The organism is Flavobacterium limnophilum (assembly GCF_027111315.2).
Taxonomy (GTDB): domain Bacteria; phylum Bacteroidota; class Bacteroidia; order Flavobacteriales; family Flavobacteriaceae; genus Flavobacterium; species Flavobacterium limnophilum.
In genome coordinates this window covers 1,463,735-1,478,898 of record NZ_CP114289.2, presented here as the reverse complement: position 1 = coordinate 1,478,898, position 15,164 = coordinate 1,463,735, and the positions used below count along the sequence as shown (strand labels likewise).

Here is a 15,164-nt window from a genome sequence, read left to right as displayed (position 1 = left end):
TTAATTCCTCAACGGTTTCCCCTTCGTCAACATAAACTGAATTCTCTCCAGAGTTTTTCTTTCTGTACATAAACTCAAGAAAGCTTCTCTTTCAATATCCAATAAATATTGCTCACTTACCAATGTTGGTTCGGATAAATCACCTCCAGCCATTACATAAGCTAGTTTGTTTGCAATTTTCTTGTCGTGTTCCGAGATATATTTTCCGGCTTCCATTTGGTCGGTTCCTACTAGGAACATCCCCAAAGCTTGTTTTCCTAACACTTTGATGTCATTTCGGCGAATAGGCTGGGTGTAACCGGCTTCCGCCATTAGCAAAGCGTGTTTTTTGGCTTCGGCAATTTGGCGGTCTTTGTTGACAACCACAATATCTTTTCCGTGTTGCAAAACTCCCAAATCAAAGGCTTCATAAGCTGAAGTCGAAACCTTGGCCATAGCCACGGTCAAGAAATATTCTTGCAAAACATTCAATTCCACGTCGTTTTTACGAAATAAATCCGAAGCTCTCAACGTCATTTCTTTAGATCCGCCACCACCAGGAATGACGCCAACTCCAAATTCAACCAATCCGATATAAGTTTCTGCAGCGGCAACCACTTTATCAGCGTGCATACTCATTTCGCAACCTCCGCCCAAAGTCATCCCGTGAGGTGCAACTACCACTGGAATTCCAGAATAGCGCACCCGCATCATTGTGTCTTGAAACATTTTGATGGCCATATTCAATTCGTCATATTCTTGTTCGACCGCCATCATAAAGATCATTCCAATATTGGCACCCACAGAGAAATTGGCTCCTTGGTTTCCAATAACCAAACCTTGATATTCTTTTTCGGATAAATCAATGGCTTTGTTGATTGCTTGCAAAACATCGCCACCAATGGTATTCATTTTGGATTGGAATTCTAAATTCAAAATTCCGTCGCCTAAATCTTGTATAATGGCTCCGCTATTACTCCATACTTTTTTGCTTTCGCGAATGTTGTTCAGGATGATAAAAGCATCTTGTCCGGGAACTTTAGTCTGCGTTTTATTTGGAATGTTATAGAAATAAGTAGCACCTTCTTTAATGGAATAAAAACTAGAAGTACCAGAAGCCAACATATCAGTAACCCAAGTAGCTGGAGCTAGACCTTCTGCTTTCATTATTTCGATTCCGTTGGCAATACCAATGGCATCCCAAATTTCGAAAGGTCCATTTTCCCAGCCGAAACCCGCTTTCATCGCATCGTCAATTTTGTATAATTCATCGGAGATTTCAGGAATTCTATTGGAAACATAAGCAAAGAGTCCAGCGAAACTTTTGCGGTAAAATTCGCCCGCTTTGTCTTTTCCTTTTACCAAAACTTTAAAACGATTGATGGGTTTGTCAATGGTTTTTGTGAGTTCTAATGTGGCAAACGAAGCCTTTTTGGCAGGACGATATTCCAGTGTATTTAAATCCAAAGACAAAATATCCTTATCGACTTTTTTATAAAATCCTTGCCCCGTTTTACTTCCCAACCATTTGTTTTCCATCATTTTGTTGATGAAATTGGGTAATTTGAATAATTCGTGTTGCTCGTCATTTGGACAGTTTTCGTAGATTCCGTTGGCAACATGCACCAAAGTATCCAATCCAACCACGTCAACGGTTCTGAAAGTAGCCGATTTTGGTCGTCCAATAACAGGACCGGTTAATTTATCTACTTCTTCGATGGTTAATCCCAATTCTTTGACCAAATGAAACAAACTCTGAATCCCGAAAATTCCAATTCTGTTTCCAATAAAGGCAGGAGTGTCTTTGGCCACGACCGAAGTTTTGCCCAAGAATTTTTCGCCATATAGGGTAAGGAAATCCAAGACTTCGGTTGAAGTTTGTGGACCTGGAATGATTTCAAATAATTTCAAATAACGGGCAGGATTGAAAAAGTGGGTTCCGCAGAAGTGTTTCTGGAAATCTTCGCTTCTTCCTTCGCTCATAAAATGAATCGGAATACCCGAAGTATTGGATGTTATCAAAGTTCCCGGTTTGCGGTATTTTTCTATTTGTTCGAATACCATTTTTTTGATGTCCAAACGTTCCACAACTACTTCAATAATCCAATCGACATTGGCGATTTTTGCCATGTCGTCGGTCGTGTTTCCGGTCGTGATTCGGCTGGCAAATTTTGAATGGTAGATAGGAGCCGGTTTTGATTTTAGGGCATTTTGGAAATGCTCGTTGACCAAGCGGTTGCGGACAATTTTGCTTTCCAGTGTCAATCCATTCTTGGTTTCGGCTTCGGTAAGTTCTCTTGGAACAATATCCAAAAGCAATACTTCGACCCCGATATTGGCAAAATGACAAGCAATTCCCGATCCCATAATTCCGGATCCAATTACTGCAACTTTTTTAATAGATCGTTTCATTTTAAACGGTTTATGGTTTTTTGTGTATAGTTTTACTTTACGTAAAAATCTTCTTGTATGAGGAGTACTATTTGCGAATTAAAATATTTTCTTTTCGCAAATTAATTTGTTGATGATTTCAGAAACTTCCATAAAATGTTCCAATTTTTCAGCCGATACATTTTGTTTTACGGCTTCGTTGAATTTTAAAACTGTTTCTTTCGAGAGTTCCCTTTTTTCTTTTCCAAATTCGGTTAAATAAATAAGAACGCCTCGGCCATCAAAAGGATTTTTCTTTCGGATAATCAAGCCCTTTTCTTCCATGGATTTCAAGGTTCTGGTAAGGCTCGTGGCTTCCATTCCCATTTTTGGTCCCAGTGTGGTGGATGGTGTTCCTTTGTCTTTGTCGATGGACAACAAGGCAAAACCTGTAGCCATAGTTGCCCCATAATTTGAGGCTTCTTCGTTGTACATCCTGGCGACGGCTTGCCAAGTGGCACGTAGTATGTAATCTATTGTTTTGTCTTTCATGCGTAATAGTTGAGTTTGTTTTGGTCTTTAGTTTTCCAAATATAGTAAAAAATGCTATGCACGCATAATAATTGAAATTATTTTTCAAATTCTTAAACAATCAAAAAAAAACTCCCCAATTTATTGAAGAGTTGATTCTTTGAAAAAAAGCTGTATTTGAATTAAATATTAGAAAATCTTTAGTTATAAATTTTATGGAACAAATCAATGTATTTTTCCATGACTATTTTTCGTTTCAGTTTTAAGGTAGGAGTAAGGTGTCCTCCCGGAATGGACCATACATCGGGTGTCAATTCGAAACGCTTGATTTTTTCCCAATTTCCAAATTTATCGTTCAAAATATCCAATTCATCCTGGATACGTTCAATCACTTTGGGATTGGAAACAATTGCCTCATTGGTTTTGTCCACCGGTATTTTATGCAGTTTCTCCCATTCCCTAATGAATTCGAAGTTGGGTTGAATAAAGGCTGCCGGCATTTTTTGTCCATCGCCAATAACCATGATTTGCTCTATGAAACGGGATTGTTTCATGGCGTTTTCCAGTAATTGCGGAGAAATGTATTTGCCACCCGAAGTTTTGAACATTTCTTTTTTTCGATCGGTAATTTTTAGAAAGCCTTCGCTGTCAATTTCGCCAATGTCTCCAGTATGGAAGTATCCATCGGCCAAGGCTTGTTTGGTCAATTCTTCGTCTTTGTAGTAGCCTATCATCACGTTTGGACCTTTGCAAAGGATTTCTCCGTCTTCGGCAATTTTTACTTCCACGTTGTCAATTAATTTCCCAACTGTTCCCACTTTGAAACCAAAATTTCGTATGTCGTTTACAGCAATTACGGGAGAGGTTTCGGTCAAACCATATCCTTCCATCACGGGCATTTCGGCGGCGGCGAATATTCTGGCAAGCCTTGGCTGCAAAGCCGCACTTCCCGAAACTAATAAATCTAAATTGCCTCCTAAACCTTCTCTCCATTTGCTAAAAATAAGTTTTCTAGCAATTTTTAATTGGAACTCATACCAAAAACCATTGGCTCCATAGGGTTCGTATTTCAAGCCCAAATCAACCGCCCAAAAGAATAATTTTCTCTTCATTCCCGACAATCCCAATCCTTTCGAATAAATTTTATCGTAAACTTTTTCTATAAGCCTTGGTACTGCCGTCATTACTGTTGGTCTAACTTCTTTGATGTTGTCACCAATTTTGTCAATAGATTCGCCAAAATAAATGGATGCGCCATAATATTGATACAAGTACAAAATCATTCTTTCGAATATATGGCAAACGGGCAGGAAACTCATAGCGCGGCTTTTTCCTTTCTCGAAAGGAATTCTTGGCAAGCTGTTTAGGACATTGGACACAATATTTTTGTGCGAAAGCATTACTCCCTTTGGTTTTCCCGTTGTTCCGGAAGTATATATTATGGTGGCCAAGTCTTCTGGTTTTATGCTGTTTTTTCGGTCTTCGACAACATCCTGATTGCTTTGGTCTTCACCAAGTACAAGCAATTCTTTCCAATTTTTGCAACCTTCAATTTCGTCAAAAGAAAACACTTCCTTCAGGTTGGGGAGATTCGATTTTATCAGATTTACTTTTTGCAACACTTCGGCATCGGACACGAAACAATAACTGGAACCGGAATGGTTGAGGATGTATTCGTAATCTGTTTCGGAAATAGTCGGATAAATTGGAATGTTTTGTGCCCCTGTTTGAAGAATTCCAATGTCCATAATATTCCACTCGGTTCTATTATTGGTAGAAATCAAGGCAATTTTATCGTCTTTTTGGATTCCCATTCGCAACAAAGCCCTCGAAACGGCATTGGCTTTGGCAATGTATTCCTCTGTTGATGTTTTAACCCAAACACCATTATACTTGGTAACCAGGGCATCCGCAATATTGTAATGCTCTAATTGGTAGTAAGGAAAATCAAATAGTCTGGTGATTTTGGTCATTTTAAATGGTATTAATTAAATGCAAATTAGTAAAAATTATGAATTATCAAATTTTTTTAATTAAAAAAGGATTGTCTGTTAGTTAATTGTGGAATGAAACACAGAAATTATGCCAATTGTAAGCTACAAAACAAAAGAAGAATACTAATAAAATTAGGCTTTTTTTTGTTCAAACAACAGGAGTTGCTTTTAGTCTTTAAATGAAATGATAAATTTTGTCCCCACGTTGACCTCGCTTTCCACGGTGATATGGCCTCCTAGACTGTTGATGTGGTTGTACACCAAATAGAGTCCGATACCTTTGCTGTCAACATGGTTGTGGAATTTTTGGTGCAACCCAAAAATCTTGTCTTTTACGACATTCATGTCAAATCCAAGGCCATTATCGGAAAATGTCAATTGACTGATTCCATTTGTTTTTTTGGAATAAATGGAAATTATGGGCAAGTGTCCCGGATTGGCATATTTGATGGAATTCGTGATTAAGTTTAAAAATATGCTTTCCAAAAAAGACTTGTTGAAATTAATTTTTTCCAGTTCTGAAAAGTCCACTTTAAGGGTCGCTTTTGAATCTTGAATTAAAGAATTGATGGAACGCGACACGGTATTTAACGAATCGTTCAAGCTCAGCTCTTCTATTTTCGCGACATTGCTTTCCTCCAGAATCAAGATGTCTACATAATCATTTAAAGCCTGTCTCAAACTTTCGCTGGTAGATTTGAGCATTTCTATAAATTGAAGCGTCTCTTCATCCTCAATTTTGGAAACATCCAGAAGACTGAAAATGGAAAGGAGATTATTTACCGGAGATCTTAGGTCATGGGAATTGGTGTAGCTTATTTTTTTGAGGTCATTGTTGATTTTCGCGAAATTGGTCAGCAGTAAATTTCGTTCCTCTTCGTGTTTTTTGTTGTGGGTAATGTTTTTGGCAATGGCATACACCAGTTTTTGGTTCTCTATCGGTATCGAAGTCCATGACAACCAAACCAATTCGCCACTTTTTGTAATGTACCTATTTTCAAAATTCAGCAAGGGTTCGTTTTTCTTGATTTCGTTACGCAATTTTGCCGTAATTTCCCGGTCATTGGGATGGATAAAATCACTGATGGGTCTTGAAAACAATTCCTCCTTGGTATAGCCCAATAACTTGGAAACGGCCGGATTTATTTTCTTGAAATAGCCGTCATAGCCGGCAATACAAAATAAATCGTTGGATAACTCAAAAAAATGTTCCAATAAGTATTCGTTCTCTGGAATTGAATTATGCTTTCCTTTCATTTTTTGTCCTTTTGCCGAAATTTAGTCAATAGAAATTTAATATTGTAAAAATAAACCAAAAAAATTTCAAATGGGTTCAGTTAATTTTTTGTTTTACCAACAAAAACAGTCATCCGTGATGATTTCAAGTACAATTCAAGGAGTATTTGTTGTTTAGTTTCCTTGAATACATGTGATAATTATACAACTTTTACTGAATATTCTACAAGAAACTTTTTCCACATCTTCATCACCTTTGCAGCATCTTAAATAATGCGCATATAACCCTAAATGTTTAAAATATGAAAAAAGTAATCTTAATGATCGCTTTCGTTGCCATTGCAGTAACAAATTCTAATGCACAATCTACAACCGACAATCGTGAAAAATTGTCTTTTGGATTAAAATTGGGTACAAATTATTCCAATGTGTATGATTCTGACAACCAAGATTTTGTTGCCGATTCCAAATTTGGATTTGCTGCTGGAGCATTTGTTGCCATTCCATTCGGAAAGTTCATTGGAATTCAACCCGAAATCATATATTCACAAAAAGGATTTAAATCCTCGGGAACCTATTTTGGAAGTTCTTATGAAATGACCAGAACAACTAATTTTATTGATGTGCCCCTTTTATTTGCAGTGAAACCTGCCAAAGAATTGACCTTGTTGTTTGGACCCCAATTTTCGTATTTATTGAAACAAAAAGACGAATTTACGGGCGGAACCATTAGTTCAACCCAACAACAAGAATTTGATAATAACGACATCACTAAAAACATTATGGGCTTAACCGGTGGAGCGGACATCAATGTGGATAATCTGGTATTTGGTCTAAGAGCCGGTTGGGATATTAAAACCAATGAAGGTGACGGAAATTCTTCAACACCACGTTATAAAAATATGTGGTATCAAGCTACGGTAGGTTATAGATTTTAATACAGAACCTCCTTTAAACTAGAAAAGCGTACCGATGTATCGGTACGCTTTTTTTTATTTTATAAAATTAGTGTTTTTACTGTTTTTCAATCCACAATCTAGCATTCACAAAAGCTTCGTGCCAAGGCGAAACTTCGTCGTTTCTGTCTTTTGGATAATGAGCCCAGTTCCATTGGAAAGTGGAACGCTCTATGTGTGGCATCATTACCAAATGACGACCTGTTGTGTCACATAACATTGCTGTATTAAAGTCAGAACCATTTGGATTTGCTGGATAACTATCGTAACCGTATTTTCCAACGATGTTGTAGTTTTCTTCACCCATTGGCAAATTGAATTTTCCTTCTCCGTGTGAAACCCAAACTCCCAAAGTACTTCCAGCCAAAGTAGACAACATTACCGATTTGTTTTCCTGAATCGTCACCGATGTAAAGATACTTTCGTGTTTGTGACTGTCATTGTGCAACATTTTTCCGTGAACTTCGTGTTCCGGATTTATTTTTTCCAATTCCATTAACAACTGACAACCGTTACAGATTCCAACCGATAAGGTATCTTCTCTTTTGAAGAAATTGTCTAAAGCAGTTTTGGCTTTTTCATTGTATAAAAACGCTCCGGCCCAACCTTTGGCTGAACCCAAAACATCGGAATTCGAAAATCCTCCAACCGCTCCAATGAATTGGATGTCTTCCAGATTTTCACGTCCCGAAATCAAGTCGGTCATGTGAACGTCTTTCACGTCAAAACCAGCCAAGTACATCGCATTGGCCATTTCGCGCTCGGAATTACTTCCTTTTTCACGGATGATGGCTGCTTTTGGTCGTGGTTTCGAGTCGTCAATAACAGGGGCTTTTCCTGTAAAATGGGCTGGGAAAGTATAATTTAATGCTTGGTTTTTATAATTGTCGAAACGGGCTTGTGCGGTTCCGTTTTTGGATTGTTTTTGATCCAACAAGAAAGAGGTTTTGAACCAAATATCCCTGTATTTGGCAATGTCCAATTTGCATGGGCCAAAATCCAAAGTAGCTTCGGTTGTTGCGCTTCCTAATTTGTAGAACGAAACTCTTTTGTTGTTCAATACGGTTTCCACCAAGGCATCGTTATTGGCTTGGAAAACAACCCCAATGTTTTCAGAAAATAAATATTTGATGATGTCTTTCTCTTCAAAAACGGAGAAGTCAATTTTCGCTCCCAAATTTACGTCGGCAAAACACATTTCCAATAAAGTGGTAATCAAACCACCACTTCCAATATCGTGACCTGCCAAGATTTGATTGTTTAAAATCAATTCTTGCAAGGTATTGAAGGCATTCTTGAAGAAAGCGGCGTCTTTGATGGTCGGTGCTTCGTTTCCAATACTATTTAATGTTTGTGCCAATGAAGAACCTCCCAATTTGAAGTCGTCTTGCGACAAATTGATGTAATAAATAGAACCACCGTCTTTTTGTAAAACAGGCTCCACCACTTTTCTGATGTCAGTACAATTTCCACCAGCCGAAATAATTACCGTTCCCGGCGCAATCACTTCGTCATTTGGATATTTTTGTTTCATCGAAAGTGAATCTTTCCCGGTTGGAATATTGATTCCCAATTCGATGGCAAAGTCGGAACAAGCTTCAACGGCAGCGTACAAACGAGCATCTTCTCCTTCGTTCTTGCAAGCCCACATCCAGTTGGCAGACAATGAAATTCCCTTCATTCCGTCTTTTATTGGAGCCCAAACGATATTCGAGAAAGACTCGGCAATGGCCGTTCTTGTTCCTGCAACCGGGTCAATCAAGGAAGCGATAGGAGAGTGCCCAATCGAGGTGGCAATTCCTTCTTTTCCTAAATAATCCAAGGCAACTACACCACAATTGTTCAATGGTAATTGCAATGGTCCGGCACATTGTTGTTTGGCTACTTTTCCACCCACGCAACGATCGACTTTGTTGGTCAACCAGTCTTTACAAGCCACAGCTTCCAGTTGCAAAACTTGCTCCAAATAAGTAGAAATATTTTTTACGCTATATTCCAATGCAGGATAATTGTAATTGATGGTTTTGTCCGTCATTACCGTTTTTGGAGAACTTCCGAAGAAATCTTCCAAAGCATAATCCATTGGTTTCAATCCAGTAGTTTTGGACTCGAATGTAAAACGGTGATCCGCTGTAACGTCACCCACTTGGTACATTGGCGAACGCTCACGGTCGGCAATTCTTTGCAAAATGTCTATATCTTTTTTGCCAATAACCAATCCCATTCTTTCTTGGGATTCGTTACCAATAATTTCTTTGGCCGAAAGGGTAGGATCACCCACAGGCAATTTATCCAAATCGATCAATCCTCCAGTTTCTTCCACCAATTCCGAAAGACAGTTCAAATGTCCTCCAGCACCGTGATCGTGAATGGAAACAATTGGATTGTGATCGCTTTCTACCAATCCACGAATGGCATTGGCAGCACGTTTTTGCATTTCAGGGTTCGAACGTTGTACGGCATTCAACTCGATTCCAGAACTCATCGCTCCAGTATCTGCTGATGAAACCGCAGCACCACCCATTCCAATTCTATAATTTTCACCACCAAGAATTACGATTTTGTCGCCTTCTTGTGGTTTGTGTTTAATCGCTTGATCCAGTTTTCCGTAACCAATTCCACCCGCTTGCATAATTACTTTGTCGTAACCCAACTTGCGAGTTTTTAATTCCCCTCCTTTGGAGGGGTTAGGGATGGTTTCTTCGTGTTCGAAAGTCAAAACCGAACCAGTAATCAACGGTTGTCCAAATTTATTTCCAAAATCAGAAGCACCATTCGAAGCTTTAATCAAGATGTCGATTGGTGTTTGATACAACCATTTTCTTTCGGCAACAGCCTCTTCCCAAGGTCTGTCTTGCTCTAAACGAGAGTAAGAAGTCATATAAACCGCTGTTCCCGCCATTGGCAACGAACCTTGACCACCAGCCAAACGGTCGCGAATTTCTCCACCAGAACCTGTGGCAGCTCCGTTGAAAGGCTCTACAGTTGTTGGAAAGTTGTGTGTTTCTGCTTTTAAAGAAATAACCGAATCAAATTCTTTTATTTCGTAAAAATCGGGTTTGTCGGCGGTTTTGGGTGCAAATTGTTGCACTCTTGGCCCTTTTACAAAAGCCACGTTGTCTTTGTAAGCCGAAACAATATCGTTGGGGTTTTCCTGTGATGTTTTCTTGATTAATTTGAAAAGAGAGGTTTCTTTTTCAACGCCGTCAATGACAAAAGTTCCATTGAAAATCTTGTGGCGACAGTGCTCTGAATTGGCTTGGGAGAAGGCAAAAATCTCGGAATCCGTCAATTTTCGTCCTAATTTAGTGGCTAAATTATCCAAATAGTCCACTTCTTCGGCGCTCAATGACAAACCTTCTGATTTGTTGTAAGCGGCGATATCATCAATGTTTAGAATGGCTTCGGGTTGGATGTGAATCGTGAAAATATCTTGATTCAACTCGGTATATTTTTGCGAAAGCATCGGATCGAAATCGAAAGTTTCGTCGGTAGCTTTGTGGAATTCTTCAATTCGAATGATTCCGGAAATCCCCATATTTTGGGTAATCTCCACGGCGTTAGTGCTCCAGGGCGTAACCATCGTGGCTCGAGGACCAACAAAAAAATCCGCCAATACGGATTTTTCTATTTTATGTGCATCGGCAAAAAGCCAGTTGAGTTTTGAAATGTCTTCGGTCGAAATTTCGCTTTGCGTTTGAACTGCAAAAATAGTCTTGCTTTGGTTTTCAAAGAAATGGATCATTGTTGTGTAGTTTGTTGTATTGCGGTGCAAATTTAGGCAATTAAGACTTAAAAAAAAAGCGGCAAATTTGCCGCTTTAGATTTAGTTGATGATAATCTTCTTGGTTGTTGATTTGGAATCTTTTGTGACCTTAATTAAGTAAGTTCCTTTTTGAAGATTTGTTACCGATATCGAAGCAGTTTGTGAATTTTTTTTCTCAAAAACCTTTTGTCCCAATAAAGAGAATATTTCAACAGAATGAGCTCCATTAGCATCATCAAAAATAATATTGAAGTCTCCATTTGATGGATTTGGATAAATCCTGAAATTATTGCTGTTACTAGAATATTCTTGTATCGCCAGGTTTGCCATTCGACTTCCTAAATTATTACAAGTATCGACGGTGAATACATCCCATTGCGTAGTTTTATTGAAAGTCGTACTTGGAGCAGTTACTGTGGCTTTTCTTCTTAAAGTTGTGTCAGCCGCGAAGTCAGCCGTACCTCCATTAAAGGTTCCAATGATGTCAATAAGAACTCCGTTTTTAAACAATCCCACGGCATCATTTCCATTAAAGGTTAATTCTCCAGCAGCAGTCGAAATATTTGCAGTAGCCTTGTTATAGCAAGCTAATGCTATCAAACTGTTTACGATTACATATTTTGATCCGCTATTTAAAGTTCCCGTTAAACTTAAACCAGTACTCCAGGCTCCAGCTCCATTGGTTTGTTTCTTTATGCTGTAAACAGATAGGTTAATGGCAGCTCCTGTTAAATTGGCAATTTCCAAGGCTTTATTGTTAGATAATCCTTCGATATATTCCGAAAATAATAATTCGGTGGCAGTGGCAGCTGCTGATGTTGTGGCATTTATGGTAGTACTTGCTGTAGATAAATTTCCTGCAGCATCTTTGGCAATGACATAAAAGGAATAGGCGGTTGAAGCCGTAAGTCCCGTGATTGTTGTTGTTAACCCAGTTACTGTTGTTTTTAAAATACCATTCATATAGACGTTATATCCTGTAACTCCAACATTATCGGTTGAAGCTAACCAGCTTAATGCAACGGTGCTTGTCGTAGTTCCAGTCGTTGCTAAACTTGATGGAGCAGTTGGTGCTTGTGTATCGGAAGTTGGAGTAGTCGTAGTGCCATTCACAGTAGTACTGGCCACTGAAGAATTTCCGGCTGCATCTTTGGCAATGACATAAAAAGAATAGGTGGTTGAAGCTGTAAGTCCAGTGATTGTTGCTGTTAATCCGGTTACTGTTGTTTTAAGAACACCATTCATATATACATTATATCCTGTTACTCCAATGTTGTCTGTGGAAGCTGCCCAACTTAATGAAACTGAACTTGTAGTTGTTGCGGTAACCGCCAAAGAAGATGGAGCCGTTGGCGCTTGAGAATCTGCTGTTGGATTCCAAATGGCTTGCACATATTCTGGATGGTCAATGTAAGGATTTCTATTGTTTTGACGTGCATAAATGGCATTGTTACGGGCTATTTCTCTTGCACTTACAGGGTCTTGAGTATTCCAGGTCAATAGCATATTCAAAAATGCTGTCGTAAATACCTGATTGCTAGTACCGTTAAACATTGCATAGGGATATCCTGCAACCGTATTTTCATAGCGAGTGGCAAAGTAAAAATACATTCGGGCAATGTCTCCCTTAAATTCATTGATGGGCTCAAAAACGGTTCCTGTGTAACCAGATACCGAACTTGATCCAAGCTTGCTCCCGTTTAATGAGGTCCAAGTGGCTGTTGCAACGGTTCCGTGAGGATAATTCGATCTTTGTCCATTTACTTTTCCATCGGTCGGAGTAATGAAATGGGCATCTGAAACCAACGGTGCAGTGGAATTAAAAACCGATTGTGGGATGATATGTTCTCTATTATAGCAATCCCCTTCAACGCTGTAGGTTCCACATTGATTGGTGCTATATATAAAATTATAAGGATCTGCACCAGACGGTTTTTCAGAATACATATCAATGATAGTATTGTCATTTTCGTACTGATTATCTCTGTCGGAGGTGGAATAGGTGGTCCAAAGCCCAGCATATCCTTTGTCTGTATGACCTTTGATAATGTTGTATAACTGTGTTTTTAGAGTATAACCAGTTCCAGTGGCGGTGTTATAATATCCAGCTGGAATTTGTGCGAATGAAAAACACGAAAATAATAATGCGAGAATTAGTAGTTTTTGTTTCATAATTTAAGTTTTTAAGGTTTAGGGTTTATTAAATCAAATTTTAAAAAAAAAGCGTCCCGATTTTTATCGGGACGCTTTGTGTTTAGTTGATCATAATCTTTTCAGTTCTTGATTTGGAATCTTTAGTTACCTTTATCAAATAAGTACCTTTTGGAAGATTCGTTACCGATATTGAGGAGCCTTGCGTATTGTTTTTTTCGAAAACTTTTTGTCCCAATAAAGAGAATATTTCAACGGAATGTACTCCATTCGAATCATCAAAAATCACATTGAAATCACCGTTTGATGGATTGGGATAGATTTTGAATTCCTTTTGACTTAAAGTTTCAAGCCCTAAACCCGAATAGCAAGTCCAGGAAAGGTCGTCAAAAGCCACGCGATTTGCTGCTACACTATTATCCGTAATACTAACAATTACATCACCTACAATATTGATTCCAGAAATAGTTGTAGTTGCTTCGGCAGTGCTGTAAGGAATAGTACCAACACTATTACCATTGACACGAAGGGTGAAAGTTCCGCTAACAGTACCAAATATTAGTTTAGTAGTAACAGTAAGATTGCCAATTCCATTGGATGCCGTGAATGCAGCAAGAGACCCATTTCTTATACAAATTGCTCTTGTTGTATTAATTTTTTGATCTGTACGGGCATCTGTTGCAGTCCAGTCCAACCCGGAATCACCTGTCCAAGTTCTGGTTGCATAAGATGAAGCACTTGCAGGAATGTTCTCGAAACTCTCCGAAGCACAAAGTGTGGTGTCGGTGCCGGCAGCTTTTGTCGTTCCATCAACTGAATTGCTGGCCACGGAAGAATTGTTTGCCGCATCTCTGGCAATTACGTAAAAGGAATAAGTTGTAGAAGCCGTTAATCCCGAAATTGTGGCTACAGTTCCTGTAACCGAGGAATTAAAAACGCCATTGACATAAACATCATAGGCAGTGATGCCAAAATTATCCGTTCCGGCAATCCAACTCAAGGAAACCTTGGTCGATAATGTGCTGGTTACGGTTAAACTAGTGGCAGGAGTTGGATTTTGGGTATCGGGAACAAAAACGGAGGTTGTGCCATTTACGGTGTTGCTTGCCGGAGATGAATTTACGGCAGCATCTTTTGCAATCACGTAAAAAGAATAAGTTGTGGACGCTGAAAGACCAGTAATTGTAGCAGTCAATCCAGAAACGGATGTTTTTAAAGCGCCGTTCATGTAAACATCATAACTGGTTACCGCCACATTGTCCGTACCTGCTGTCCAGCTTAAAGAAACAGTACTGGAGGTGGTTCCGGTTACGGCCAAATTGGAGGCAGCGGTTGGTGCTTGTGTATCGGCAGTTGGATTCCAAATTAATTGAACATATTCGGGATGGTCTATATAAGGATTCCTGTTGTTTTGCTGTACATAAATGGCATTGTTGCGGGCAATTTCTCTTGGACTTACCGGGTCTTGGGCATTCCAAGTCAATAATAGGCTTAAAAATGCAGGTGTAAAAACTTGATCGCTTGTACCATTAAACATATCGAAACCATAACCAGAAACGGTGTTTTCGTAACGAGTGGCAAAATAAAAATACATTCTGGCGATATCGCCTTTGAATTCATTGATGGGTTCGAAAACAGTGCCGGAATAGCCAGAAACTCCGCTGGAACCCAGTTTGCTGCCATTTTTGGAAGACCAAGTGACTGAAGCAACGGTTCCGTGAGGATAATTGCTTCTCATTCCATTGACTTTTCCATCTGTTGGAGTGATAAAATGGGCATCGGAAACCATTGGAGAGCTTGAACCAAATACCGATTGTGGAATGATATGTTCTCTGTTATAACAATCGCCTTCCGCTGAATAGTTTCCACATCTTTGGGTTGTGCCAGCCGAATAAGTATAAGGGTCAATTCCTGATGGATTTTCAGAATACATGTCTAAAATTGTTCCGTCATTTTCATAGAAATAATCCCTGTCCGAGGTTTGATAGGTAGTGTACAACCCCGCATAAGTATTGTCTGTATGACCTTTGATAATGTTGTATAATTGCGTCTTTAAAACGTAACCGGTTCCTGTGGCAGAATTATAATAACCCGCGGGGATTTGTGCAAAGGAAACAAGCGAAATTAATAATGCAAAAAAGAGTAGTTTTAGTTTCATAAAATAATTTTTATTGGGGTTTT

At 39.0% G+C, this 15,164-nt stretch carries 8 protein-coding genes; 1 reads left to right on the top strand and 7 read right to left on the bottom strand.

The genetic code is table 11. The annotated features are described in order from the left end of the window. From OZP13_RS06090 to OZP13_RS06075, 4 genes are all read right to left on the bottom strand, one after another. Positions 1 to 2,391 carry a 3-hydroxyacyl-CoA dehydrogenase/enoyl-CoA hydratase family protein gene (locus tag OZP13_RS06090; RefSeq protein ID WP_281299008.1) on the bottom strand — a complete coding sequence of 797 codons (2,391 nt, stop codon included), beginning with the start codon at positions 2,389 to 2,391 and terminating at the stop codon, positions 1 to 3. A 78-nt stretch (positions 2,392 to 2,469) separates the two neighbouring features. After that, entirely contained in the window at positions 2,470 to 2,901 is a 432-nt protein-coding gene (locus OZP13_RS06085) for a MarR family winged helix-turn-helix transcriptional regulator (protein ID WP_281299007.1), read from the bottom strand. Between the two features lie 179 nt (positions 2,902 to 3,080). Then, positions 3,081 to 4,853: an AMP-dependent synthetase/ligase gene (locus OZP13_RS06080; RefSeq protein WP_281299006.1), complete on the bottom strand. Its 1,773-nt coding sequence runs from the start codon at positions 4,851 to 4,853 to the stop codon at positions 3,081 to 3,083. Positions 4,854 to 5,042: 189 nt separating this feature from the next. Further along, on the bottom strand, positions 5,043 to 6,131 hold the full coding sequence (locus tag OZP13_RS06075; protein ID WP_281299005.1) for a sensor histidine kinase: 1,089 nt from the start codon (positions 6,129 to 6,131) through the stop codon (positions 5,043 to 5,045). A 281-nt stretch (positions 6,132 to 6,412) separates the two neighbouring features. On the opposite strand from OZP13_RS06075, the gene OZP13_RS06070 reads away from it, so the two are divergent. Beyond that, entirely contained in the window at positions 6,413 to 7,048 is a 636-nt protein-coding gene (locus OZP13_RS06070; protein WP_281299004.1) for a porin family protein, read from the top strand. 76 nt (positions 7,049 to 7,124) lie between these two features. Here OZP13_RS06070 and purL read toward each other — a convergent pair whose 3' ends face one another. The 3 genes from purL to OZP13_RS06055 form a co-directional block, all read right to left on the bottom strand. Continuing rightward, positions 7,125 to 10,811, bottom strand: a complete 3,687-nt coding sequence (gene purL / locus OZP13_RS06065; RefSeq protein ID WP_281299003.1) for a phosphoribosylformylglycinamidine synthase — start codon at positions 10,809 to 10,811, stop codon at positions 7,125 to 7,127. 81 nt (positions 10,812 to 10,892) lie between these two features. Continuing rightward, positions 10,893 to 13,004, bottom strand: coding sequence for an endonuclease (locus OZP13_RS06060; RefSeq protein ID WP_281299002.1), 2,112 nt, complete (start codon positions 13,002 to 13,004; stop codon positions 10,893 to 10,895). Between the two features lie 82 nt (positions 13,005 to 13,086). Beyond that, positions 13,087 to 15,141: an endonuclease gene (locus OZP13_RS06055; protein ID WP_269242958.1), complete on the bottom strand. Its 2,055-nt coding sequence runs from the start codon at positions 15,139 to 15,141 to the stop codon at positions 13,087 to 13,089. Between the last annotated feature and the right edge of the window lie 23 nt (positions 15,142 to 15,164).